This is a genomic window from Promicromonospora sp. NPDC059942, assembly GCF_042731755.1.
Lineage (GTDB): Bacteria > Actinomycetota > Actinomycetes > Actinomycetales > Cellulomonadaceae > Promicromonospora.
Genome location: NZ_JBHWLR010000003.1, coordinates 500,237 through 512,111, shown reverse-complemented (window position 1 = coordinate 512,111; position 11,875 = coordinate 500,237). Strand labels below are relative to the sequence as shown.

Below are 11,875 nucleotides of genomic sequence, written 5' to 3'. Positions count from 1 at the left end.
AACAGGTGGTATCCCGCCTCCCCTCCTTTTGGCCACCATTTATTCCCCGGGGAGGGGGGGACCCACCCGCCCTCGGGCAGGGTGCCCCCCCCCCCCCGCGACGTACGGCGGTGTGCGTTACGCGGGAGCTGTTCGCGCCCGTGTGTCAGCTCTGCGTGGCCGAGGCCAGCTCGGACTGGAAGCCGGCGAGGTCGGACGCACCGGTCGTGAACTTGCTGGTGGCGTCGGAGATCGCGTTGAGCGTCGCGACCGGGGCGGCCGCGCCGTGCGCCAGCGAGGACACGATCGTGTCGTTCGCGAACGACTCGATGGCGGTCTGCTGGTACTCCGAGAACTCCGCCGGGTCGGCGTCGGTCCGGGCCGGGATGGAACCCTTGGCCTTGTTGAACGCGACCTGGCCCTCGAGCGAGCCCACGGTCTCCAGCCACGCCTTGGCGCCGTCCGGGTGGGGGGCGCCGACCGGCAGGGTGAACGAGTCGGCGAGGAAGTCGAACGTCCCGTCGGTGCCCGGGACCGGGGCCGCCGTGAAGTCCGTGCCGAGCACCTTGTCCTGCTCCTCGAACGCCGCCACGGCCCAGTCGCCCATGACGTTGAACGCCGCGGTGCCGTCGATGACCATCTGGGTCGCCTCGGGCCAGTCGAGACCGTCACGGTCGTCGTTGGTGTAGCCGATCAGCGTCTCGAAGTCCTCGAGCGCCGCCGTGACCTCGGGGCTGTTCCAGTCGGTCGAGCCGTCCCACAGGCCGCTGTACCCGTCCGCGCCCAGGTCGGCGAGGAGCACGGTCTCCAGCAGGTGGACCTGGGTCCACGTGGTGCCCACCGACAGCGGCGTGACACCCGCCTTGTCGAGCTTCTCCAGGTCGGCCATCCAGGCGTCGAGGTCCGCGTACTCGGCCTCGGGGTCGATGCCGTTGTCCTCGAGCACCGTCGGGTTGGCCCAGACGACGTTCGCGCGGTGGATGTTCGACGGGATCGAGTAGATCGCGCCGTCCTCCGTGGAGAGCCGGTCGACCAGGTCGGCCGGGAAGACGTCCGTCAGGCCGAACTCGTCGTAGAGGTCGGAGACGTCCTCGATCTGCGCGGCGTCGATGTAGTCCTGCAGCTCGGCGCCCGCGTGGGCCTGGAACGTGTCCGGCGGGTCCTGCGCCTGCAGACGGGTCTGCAGCAGGTCCTTCGCCGCGGAGCCGGCGCCGCCGGCGACCGCGCCGTTGACGAACTCGATGTCGGGGTGCTGCTCGTTGAACACGCCCACCAGGGCGTCGAGGCCGGCCTTCTCGGATCCGGCAGCCCACCAGGTGAACACCTCGACCTGGTCGGCGCTGCCGCTCTCGCCGCTGCCTTCGCCACCGTCACCGCCGCCGCCGCACGCGGCCAGCGTGAGACCGAGCACAGCGGCTGTCGCCACCGTCGCAGTCATCCTCCGGTTCACTCGCATCTGGGGTCCCTCAACCTTCCTCGGTCGCTGGAGCACCGACCCGGGACGGCGTCGTCGTACCTGGCGAGGGTGAATTCTCCTCGCGGCCAGGACGGCGTCGTACCTGTGGACCGGCCGGGCGCGCCTGTACGCCCGTGAACCCGGGTCCTATCGAACGGCGGCTGAGCCTTGGTGTCAAGAAATGAACGCAAGCGTCGCTGGATCGTGACCTGAACGTTCAGTTCGTGTATCCAAAGCAGTCATACCAGGTCGATTCCCGACCGGGGCATTGCGGAAGGCGGTTACCCTGGGCGCTGTGCGCGCGGATCGGGTAACACCGGGTTCGCAGACCTCACTGCGTGAGGCCAACCGAGCCCGGATCGTGAGCGCCGTCCAGCAGCGTGGCTCTCTCACGCAGATCGAGCTGGCCGGCGTCACAGGGCTGTCCCCAGCCACGATCTCGAACATCGTCAAGGAGCTCACCGTCGCGGGCGTGCTGCACACCTCGCAGTCGGTGCGCAACGGCCGCCGCGCCCTCCAGGTCACCCTCGCGCGCAACCTCGGCGTCGTCGCCGGCATCCGGTTCGGCATGCGCTCCCTCAGCGTCGCGCTCGCGGACGCGTCCATGCGGGTCCTGGCCGAGCAGCGCATGCCGCTCGCGCCCGACCACCGCGCCGACGCCGGGCTGCAGCGCACCGCGATGCTGATCCGGGAGATGCTGGAGTCCGTCGACGCCGACCCGTCCGAGCTGCTCGCCGTCGGCGTCGGGGTGCCCGCGCCCGTCGACATCCGCACCGGCCAGGTCGTCACCGTGGGCATGATGCGCGGCTGGGACGGCGTGCACGTCGACGACATCCTCGCCGCCGAGCTCGACGTGCCCGTGACCGCCGACAACGACTCGACGCTCGCCGCGATCGCCGAGGCCCGGTTCGGCGCGGGCGCCGGGCACGACTCGGTCGCTTACATCCGCGTCTCCCACGGCGTGGGCGGCGGGCTCGTCCTGGGCGGCCGCGCCGTGCACGGCCGGTCCGGCGTCGCCGGCGAGATCGGGCACGTGTCCGTCGACGAGCACGGCCCCGTCTGCCGCTGCGGCAACCGCGGCTGCCTCGAGATGCTGGTCGGCGCCTCCAGCCTGCTCGCCATGCTCCCGCCCGAGGCGGGGCACCTCACCCTCGCCGACCTGGTCGCCCGCGCCCGCGAGGGCGACGCCGGCTCCCGCCGGGTCGTGTTCGACGCCGGCCGCCACCTCGGCGTGGCCCTCGCCAACCTCTGCAACCTCGTGGACCCCGACGTCGTCGTCATCGGCGGCAAGCTCGCCGAGGCGGGGGAGCTGCTGCTCGAACCGCTGCGCACCTCGCTCGGCCAGCGCGTAGTCGCGACCTCGCGCGGCCCGGTCGAGGTGGTCCCGTCCGCGCTGGGGGCCGACGCCGGCGTCCGCGGTGCCCTCGCGGCCGCGCTCGACCAGGCGCGGATGTTCGGCTCCCTGGGGGTGAGCTCATGACCCGCCGGACGCTCAAACGCCCGTTGAGTGCGGGGTATCTGCGCTCTCGAAACGGTTCGACACCGCAGATAGCCCGCACTCAGCGGGGGCGGGGGCGGGGGCGGGGGCGGGCCGGCTTGGCGGCCCTGGCCGGGCTGGCGCTCGTGGCCGGGCTCGGCGGGTGTGCGCCGTCCGAGCCCGCGGGCGCCGCAGGCGTGCCGCACGAGGGGACGATCGGCCTGCTCCTGCCGGAGGCGCAGACCGCCCGCTACGAGGCGTCCGACCACCCGACGTTCGTGGCCGTCACCGGCCGCCGCTGCCCGGGCTGCACGGTGCTGTACGCCAACGCGGGGCAGGACGCCGCCGCGCAGCTCCAGCAGGCGGAGTCGATGCTCGCCCAGGGGGCCGACGTGCTGGTGCTCGACGCCGTGGACACCGTGGCCGCCGCAGGGATCGTCGCGCAGGCCAAGCGGCTGGGAGCCCAGGTGATCGCCTACGATCGGTTCGTGGACGGCGCGGACTACTACGTGTCGTACGACTACGAGTTCATCGGCTTCCTGCTGGGCTCGGCACTTGCCGGTGGCGTCACGGAACGAGACGCTGAGACAGAAGCTGAACCAGACGCAGACGCCGGACCGGACGCCGAGGACCGGCCGGGGGTGCTGCTGGTGCACGGATCGGCGACCGAGCCCAACGCGCTCGCCATCGCCGCCGGCACTCGCCGCGCCCTCGAAGGAGAGGACATCGACGTGCTCGCCGAGTACTACACGCCCGACTGGAGCCCGGACAAGGCCACCGAGTGGACCGAGGCCATGCTCACCCGGTTCCCCGGGCAGGTCGACGGCGTGCTCGCCGCCAACGACGGCATAGCGGGCGGCGCGATCGCCGCGGCCAAGGCCGCGGGCCTGGACCCGGTCCCCGTCACGACGGGGCAGGACGGCGAGCTGGCCGCTGTGCAGCGCATCATCGCGGGCGACCAGTACATGACGGTCTACAAGGCGACCGACCAGCAGGCGCAGACCGCCGCGGAGCTCGCGGTGCGCGTGCTGCGCGGCGAGGAGCCGCGCACCACCGCCGTCATCCAGGGCGTGCCCACCGTGCTCCTGGCACCCCGCGCCGTGGGCGTCGACGACGTCCAGCACGTGATCGTCGACGGGCACGTGTACACGACCGACGAGATCTGCGTCCCCGCCTACCGGGACGCGTGCGAGCGCGCGGGCCTGATCGGGGAGGACACCCCATGAGCGACCCGGTGCTCTCGCTGCGCGGCGTCTCCAAGCGGTTCGGCGGCGTCCGCGCCCTGGTGGACGTCGACGCCGACGTGCACGAGCACGAGGTGCTCGCCGTCGTCGGCGACAACGGGGCGGGCAAGTCCACCCTGGCGGGCGTGCTCGCCGGGGCGCACCGGCCCGACGCCGGCCAGGTGCTGCTCGACGCGCGCCCCGTGGTGCTCGACTCGCCCGCCGCCGCGCGGGCCCTCGGCATCGCCGCGGTGTTCCAGGAGCTCGCGCTCGTGGACGACCTGGACGTCGTCGAGAACCTGTTCCTCGGGCACGAGACCCGGCGCGGGCCCCTGCTCGACGAGGTCGCCATGGAGCGCGAGGCGTGGCGGCTGCTCGACCAGCTCGCCGCGAGCGTGCCCAGCGTGCGCGACCCCGTCCGCACCCTGTCCGGCGGGCAGCGCCAGACCGTCGCCGTGGCCCGCGCGCTGCTCGGTTCCCCGCGCGTCGTCGTCCTGGACGAGCCGACGGCGTCGCTCGGCGTGCGCCAGACCGCCGAGGTGCTCAACCTCATCGTCCGGCTGCGGGAGCGCGGCCACGCCGTCGTGCTGGTCAGCCACCAGGCTGGCGACCTGCAGGCCGTCGCCGACCGCATCCTCGTGCTGCGGCTCGGCCGCGTGCACGACGTGTTCGACGGCGACGCGTCCTACGAGGACCTGCTCGCCGCCATGACCGGCGCGGTCCGGCCCGGGGCCAAGCACACCGGGGCCCGCTCCGGCGCGCGCGGCGGCACCCGGTCGGGCGCCGAGTCCGGCCGTGAGTCCGGCCGGGCGGTGCGCCGATGACCGCGCAGCAGGGCGGGACCGGGGCCGGGCTCTCCGGAACGGGACTGGCCGGCACGGGCGGCCTGACCGGCGCCGTCTGGCAGCGGGTGCGCGGCGGCAACAGCCTGCTCCCCATCGTCGGGGCGCTCGTGGTGATCTGGCTGGTGATGGGCGCCGTCAACCCCGCGTTCCTCGCCCCCGAGAACCTGGTCAACCTCACGCTGCAGAGCGCCCCCGTCGGCGTCATCGCCCTCGGCGTCGTGCTCGTGCTGCTGGTCGGCCAGATCGACCTGTCCGTGGGCTCGGTCAGCGGGCTGGCCGCGGCCGTGGTCGCCGTCGGCTCCGTGACGCTCGGGTGGCCCGTGGCGCTCGCGATCCTCGCCGCCCTGGCGTGCGGGGTGGTGGTCGGGCTGGCGTACGGCGCGCTCTCGACGCGGCTCGGGCTGCCGAGCTTCGTCTTCACCCTGGCCGGCCTGCTGTTCCTCGCCGGGGTGCAGCTCCGCGTGCTCGGGCCGTACGGCTCGATCAACCTGCCGTTCGAGTCGTGGTTCGTCCGGTCGGTGCAGCAGGGCTTCCTCTCGCCCGCCGTGGCCTGGGCGCTGGTGGTGGTCGTGGTGGCCACCACGGCGACGGTGCAGGTCGTGGCCCGGGTCCGACGTCGGCGGGCGGACCTCGCCTGCGCGAGCGTGCCCCAGATCGTGGTGCGCACCCTGGTGCTGGCCGCCGTGCTGTCGGCGATCGTGGCCTACCTGGGCACGGCCCGCGGCATCGGCTACACCGTGGTCCTGTTCGCCGGCCTGGTCGTGGTCACGGACGTGCTGCTGCGCCGCACGCGGTGGGGGCGGTCGGTGCGCGCGGTGGGCGGCGACCGGCGGGCGGCGATGCTCGCCGGGGTGCCCGTGCAGCGCACGGTCGTGCTCTGCTTCGTCGCCTGCTCGACGCTGGCCGCGCTCGGCGGCGTGCTCGCCGCGGGGCGGCTCGGGGCCGCGAACCAGGGGACCGGCGGAGCGGACACGTACCTCGTGGCGATCGCCGCGGCCGTGATCGGCGGCACCAGCCTGTTCGGCGGGCGCGGCAGCGCCTGGTCGGCCGTGCTGGGCGTGCTGGTGATCCAGTCCATCGCCAACGGGCTCACGCTGATGAACGTGGACCAGGCCGCGCGGTACATGGTCACCGGCGCGGTGCTGCTGCTGGCGATCATCATCGACATGCTGCTGCGCAAGCGACGGGAGGCCTGAGGTGATGCGTCGTCCGACGCTGGCGGTGGTGGCGCAAGCCGCAGGGGTGAGCCTGAAGACCGCGTCCCGGGTGCTGAACGGGGAGCCCAACGTGGCGTCCGCGACGCGCGAGCGCGTGCAGGACGCCGCGGCGTCGCTGGGCTTCCGCCGCAACGCCGTGGCCGCCGACCTGGCCCGGGGCGGACTCTCGCGGCTGGTCGGGTTCATCACCGGCGACCTGGCCAACGAGTTCTACTCCGCCCTGGCCAGCGGTATCGAGCGCGAGCTGCGGGAGCACGGGCTGCAGCTCCTGACGGCGTCGTCCGACGAGGACCCCGAACGCGAGGCGTCCCTGACGGGCGAGCTGCTCGAACGCCGCGTCGGCGCCCTGATCGTCACGCCCGCCGGCGCCGACCACTCCGCGCTGCGCGGCGAGATCGCCGCCGGTCTGCCCGTGGTGGTCGTGGACCGGCCGGCGGCCGGGATGGACGTCGACACCGTGGTCATCGACAACCGGGGCGGCACGCGCGCCGCCGTCGGCCACCTGCTCGCGCACGGCCACCGCCGCATCGCGTTCGTGGGCGACGAGCCCCACCTGTGGACCTACCAGGAGCGCAGCGACGAGTTCCTCGCCGCGATGACGGAGGCCGGCGTGGCCGACGCCGACCGCTGGGTCCGCTCCGGCGCGCACGACGCCGCGGCCGCCCGCGACCTGGCGCTGGAGCTGCTCGCCGCGCCCGAGCCGCCCACCGCGATCCTCGCCGCGAACAACCGGGCCACCGTCGGCACGCTCCAGGCGCTGCGCGACACCCCGGGCGGGGCGGACGTCGCCGTGGTCGGCTTCGACGACTTCGAGCTCGCCGACCTGCTGGGCATCACCGTGGTGGCCTACGACGCCGTGGAGATGGGGCGGCGGGCCGCCGAGCTCGCCGTCGCGCGGTCCGCCGACGCCGACCGGACGGTCGAGCAGGTGGTGCTGCCCACGCACGTCGTCACCCGCGGCAGCGGCGAGCGGCCGCCCCGCTGAAGGGCTGGGCCGCGGTCCCCGCGGCGCCCCGTTGACACCGGGCCTGGCCTGCACCTACGTTCGGCACGCGACAGCGCTGTCAGCCGACGAGGGAGACCACCCATGTCCACAGTCACCGGCCGAGCCAGATCCCGGCACGCGGCCGCCGCTCTCTCGGGAGCACTCGCCCTGCTGCTCGCGGTGCCCTCGGGCGCCGCGTTCGCCGTCCCCGCCGCGACGGCGCCGGGCGGGGGAGCCGGCGGCGACTTCGCCACCTCCTTCGAGGACGACGACGCGGCGCCGCTGGAGAACACCCCGGCGCAGCGCGACGGCGCGCCGTGGCAGGAGAACGTCGGCGAGTTCGTCGTCGGGCTGCCGGGCAGCGTGCTGGACCGGGTCGGCAACGTCGCGGCGAGCGCGGAGAACCTGCCGAACGAGGGCGCGGCCAACCTGGCGGACGCGTCTTCGGCCACCAAGTGGCTGACGTTCGCGCGCACGGGGTGGGCCACCTACGAGATGACCGGGCCCACCGTGGTCACGGCCTACGCGCTGACCTCCGCGAACGACTTCGCCGACCGCGACCCGCGCGCCTGGACGCTGCAGGGTTCGACCGACGGCGAGACCTGGGAGACGATCGACCAGCGCGGCGGCGAGGCCTTCGAGGACCGGTTCCAGCAGCGGGTCTTCGAGCTGGACGCACCGACCGCCGCGTACACCTGGTTCCGCCTGGACGTGACGCAGAACGCGGGCGCGGGCATCGTGCAGCTCGCCGACTGGGACCTGTCCGCCGACCTCTCCGAGCAGCCCGCGGACCGGCCGATGACCACCGCCGTCGGCTCCGGGCCCACCACGGTGGACTTCACGAACAAGAAGGGCGTCGGCTTCACCGGCACCCGCTCGCTGCGATACGACGGCGGCCACCAGGCCGACGGCCCGGCGCACGCGACCAACGTGCTGTACGGCGACGTCGACGTCCGCGTGGGCCGCGACACCCGGCTGAGCTGGAAGATCTTCCCCGAGCTGCTGGGCGACCTGGAGTACCCGTCCACCTACGCGAGCGTGGACCTGAGGTTCACCGACGGCACGTACCTGTCCGACCTGGACGCGCGCGACGCGCACGGGACGGCCGCGACGGCCGCCGGGCAGGGCGCGGGCAAGATCCTGTACGCCGACCAGTGGAACTCCGTGCGGGTCGACCTCGGGTCGGTCGCGCGCGGGAAGACCGTCGACCAGGTGCTGCTGGGCTACGACAACGACGGCGGCGCGGCCGCCACGAAGTTCGCCGGCTGGCTGGACGACGTCGCGCTGGAGTCCCGGCCCGACCGGATCGACGGGGACAGCCTGACGAACTACGTGGACACGCGCCGCGGCACGCTGTCCAGCGGGTCGTTCTCGCGCGGCAACAACGTGCCGGCCACGGCCGTGCCGAACGGCTTCAACTTCTGGACGCCGCTGACCAACGCGTCGTCGCAGAGCTGGCTGTACGAGTACCAGGGCGCCAACGACGAGCAGAACCGCCCGGTGCTGCAGGGCATCGGCATCTCGCACGAGCCGAGCCCCTGGATGGGCGACCGCAACCAGCTCGCCTTCCAGCCCGCGACCGGCGCGGGCGTGCCCGACGGCGGCCTGGACGCGCGCGGCCTGGCGTTCGACCACGCCGACGAGACCGCGCGGCCCGACTACTACGGCGTGACCTTCGCCGACGGGATCAAGGCCGAGGTGACGCCGACGGACCACGCGGCGGTGCTGCGGTACACGTTCCCGGCGGGCGCTGATTCCGACGACGGGGCCGACGACGGGGCCGGTACCGGCCACGTGCTGGTCGACCGCGTCGCCGGCTCCTCGAAGCTGTCGTTCGACGCCGCCACCGGCGAGCTGACGGGCTGGGTCGAGAACGGCAGCGGCCTGTCGGTCGGCCGCACCCGCATGTACGTGGCGGGCACGTTCGACCGCGCGCCGTCGGCCGTGGGCGAGGCGGCGGGCGACCGCGCCGGCGCCCGGTACGCGACGTTCGACACGAGCGACGACCGCACGGTCGAGCTGCGCGTGGCGACGTCGTTCATCGGGCTGGACCAGGCCCGGGCCAACCTCGGCCTGGAGGTCATGGGCCGGTCGTTCGACAAGGTGCAGCGCGCGGCCGAGCGGGAGTGGAACGACCGGCTCGGCGTGATCGAGACGGAGGGCGGCAGCGAGGACGAGCTCGTCACGCTGTACTCCAACCTGTACCGCCTCAACCTGTACCCGAACTCGCAGTTCGAGAACACCGGCACCGCCAAGCGCCCCGTGTACCGGTACGCGAGTCCGGTCACCGCGCCGTCCGGCGAGGCGACCGACACAGCGACCAACGCGAAGCTCGTCGACGGCAAGATCTACGTGAACAACGGGTTCTGGGACACGTACCGCACGGCCTGGCCGGCGTACTCGTTCCTGTACCCCGACGTCGCCGCCGAGCTGGTCGACGGGTTCACGCAGCAGTACCGCGACGGCGGCTGGATCGCCCGCTGGTCCTCGCCGGGCTACGCGGACCTGATGACGGGCACGTCGTCGGACGTCGCGTTCGCCGACGCCTACCTCAAGGGCTCCCTGCCCACCGACAAGGCGCTCGACGCGTACGACGCCGCGCTGAGGAACGGCACCGTCGCCCCGCCGAACAACGCGGTGGGCCGCAAGGGCCTGGAGACCTCGCCGTACCTCGGCTTCACGCCGGAGAGCACCCACGAGTCCGTCTCCTGGGGCCTGGAGGGGCTGATCAACGACTTCGGCATCGGCAACATGGCCGCGGCGCTCGCCGAGGACCGTCGGGTCCCGCGGGAGCGGCGCGCGACGCTGCGGGAGGAGTCGGCCTACTTCCTGGAGCGCGCCACGCACTACGGCGAGCTCTTCGACCCGGAGATCGACTTCTTCCAGCCGCGCCACGCCGACGGCTCGTTCCTCAACGCGCCCGAGGACTACGACCCGCGGACCTGGGGCGGCGGCTACACCGAGACCAGCGGCTGGAACTTCTCGTTCCACGCGCCGCAGGACCCGCGCGGCCTCGGCAACCTCTACGGCGGCCAGGAGGGTCTGGAGGACAAGCTCGACACCTTCTTCGCCACGCCCGAGGACGCCACCCACACCGGCGGCTACGGCGGCGTCATCCACGAGATGCGCGAGGCGCGGGACATCCGCCTGGGCCAGTGGGGCATGAGCAACCAGGTCTCGCACCACATCCCGTGGCTGTACGACGCCGCGGGCGCGCCCCACAAGACCCAGGAGATCGTGCGGGAGGTCACGCGCCGCCTCTTTGTGGGCAGCGAGATCGGCCAGGGCTATCCCGGCGACGAGGACAACGGCGAGATGTCGTCGTGGTGGATCTTCGCCGCGCTCGGCTTCTACCCGCTGCAGGTCGGCTCCGACCAGTACGCGATCGGCTCGCCGCTGTTCGACAAGGCGACGGTGCACCTGCCGGACGGCGACCTGGTGATCAACGCGCGGGGCAACTCCGTGGAGGACGTCTACGTGCAGTCGCTGCGGGTGGACGGGCGGTCGCGCACGTCGACTTCGCTGTCGCAGGCGGACCTGTCGGGCGGCGCCCGGCTGGACTTCGTGATGGGGCCGGAGCCGTCCTCCTGGGGAACGGGCGAGGACGACGCCCCGCCGTCGCTCACCGAGGGCGACGAGCCGCCGACGCCGGACCGGGACGCGACCGCGGCGGGGACCGTGACGGTCGCGGACGGCGGGGACGGCTCGGGCGTCTCTGTTGCCGACGCCGACGCGCTCGTGGACGACACCTCGACCACGCGCACGACGTTCGCCACGGCGACGCCGACGATCACCTGGGACGGGTCCGGCACGGCGGCCACGGTCGGCACGTACACGCTGACCTCGGGCGTCGCGGGCACGGCGGCGCCGTCGGCCTGGCGGCTGGAGGGGTCGGACGACGGCGAGAGCTGGACCGTGCTCGACGAGCGGGACGGCGAGGCGTTCCGCTGGGCGCTGCAGACCCGGACGTTCCAGGTCGAGGACCCGGAGGAGTACGGGCACCTGCGGATCGTCGTCGAGGCGGCTGCGGATGTCGCGTCGGCGGACGTCGCGTCGGCGGGCGGTTCCGGGGGTGGCTCGGCGGGCGACGCTGCGGGCGACGCTGCGGGCGACTCGGCGGGCGACCTGTCGCTGGCCGAGGTGCAGCTCCTGGCCGACCAGGGCGCCGGCGCCGACGCGCTGCCGCTCGAGGCGGCCGCGACACCGGACGCCCAGACGCGGGCCGAGACCCGTGCCGCCGACAAGGCGGAGGACACGGCGGGCGGCGTCACCGTGTGGGCCGCCCCGGCCTGCGTCGACGGCGACTCGACGCTGCGGGTCGTCGTGGACGGCGCCAAGGGTGCGACCGTCCGCGTCACGTCCGACTTCGGGACGGAGACGGTCAAGGGCGACGGCGAGCTGACGTTCGAGTCGGGCTCGGCGCAGGTCGGCACGGGCGCGGTGACCGCCGTCGTCACGGCGACCGTCGACGGCCAGAAGGCGACCGAGACGGTGACCGTGCCGTACCAGGCAGCCGCCTGCGGCTGACCTGGTTCACCCTGGCCTCCTGGGCCGCCGTATTGAGTTCGGTCGGTTGCGTTGGGAGCGGTCCCTCGATGGAACGAGCCCAAAACAACCAAACGACCTCGACAACCGGCCCGGGCAGCTCCCCGGGGTGAGGACCGGGGAAAAAGGATGGATAGGGACCTTCCAC

General features: G+C 73.5%; 7 protein-coding genes. 6 read left to right on the top strand and 1 reads right to left on the bottom strand.

What is annotated here, in order from left to right:
• Nucleotides 1–145 precede the first annotated feature (145 nt).
• Nucleotides 146–1,435, bottom strand: coding sequence for an ABC transporter substrate-binding protein (locus ACFV9Q_RS07300; RefSeq protein WP_377233835.1), 1,290 nt, complete (start codon nt 1,433–1,435; stop codon nt 146–148).
• A 361-nt stretch (nt 1,436–1,796) separates the two neighbouring features.
• Here ACFV9Q_RS07300 and ACFV9Q_RS07295 point away from each other — a divergent pair, with 361 nt between their 5' ends.
• From ACFV9Q_RS07295 to ACFV9Q_RS07270, 6 genes are all read left to right on the top strand, one after another.
• Complete coding sequence (locus ACFV9Q_RS07295) at nt 1,797–2,915, top strand: ROK family transcriptional regulator (protein WP_377231174.1); 1,119 nt, start codon at nt 1,797–1,799, stop codon at nt 2,913–2,915.
• A 116-nt stretch (nt 2,916–3,031) separates the two neighbouring features.
• Entirely contained in the window at nt 3,032–4,138 is a 1,107-nt protein-coding gene (locus ACFV9Q_RS07290) for a substrate-binding domain-containing protein (protein ID WP_377233834.1), read from the top strand.
• Nucleotides 4,135–4,959 carry an ATP-binding cassette domain-containing protein gene (locus ACFV9Q_RS07285; protein WP_377231176.1) on the top strand — a complete coding sequence of 275 codons (825 nt, stop codon included), beginning with the start codon at nt 4,135–4,137 and terminating at the stop codon, nt 4,957–4,959. Before ACFV9Q_RS07290 ends, ACFV9Q_RS07285 begins: the two co-directional genes overlap by 4 nt.
• Entirely contained in the window at nt 4,956–6,176 is a 1,221-nt protein-coding gene (locus ACFV9Q_RS07280) for a sugar ABC transporter permease (RefSeq protein WP_377233833.1), read from the top strand. The genes ACFV9Q_RS07285 and ACFV9Q_RS07280 overlap by 4 nt, the downstream gene beginning before the upstream one ends.
• A gap of 4 nt (nt 6,177–6,180) precedes the next feature.
• On the top strand, nt 6,181–7,182 hold the full coding sequence (locus tag ACFV9Q_RS07275; protein WP_377231178.1) for a LacI family DNA-binding transcriptional regulator: 1,002 nt from the start codon (nt 6,181–6,183) through the stop codon (nt 7,180–7,182).
• 102 nt (nt 7,183–7,284) lie between these two features.
• Complete coding sequence (locus ACFV9Q_RS07270) at nt 7,285–11,709, top strand: GH92 family glycosyl hydrolase (RefSeq protein WP_377233832.1); 4,425 nt, start codon at nt 7,285–7,287, stop codon at nt 11,707–11,709.
• Nucleotides 11,710–11,875: the final 166 nt, after the last annotated feature.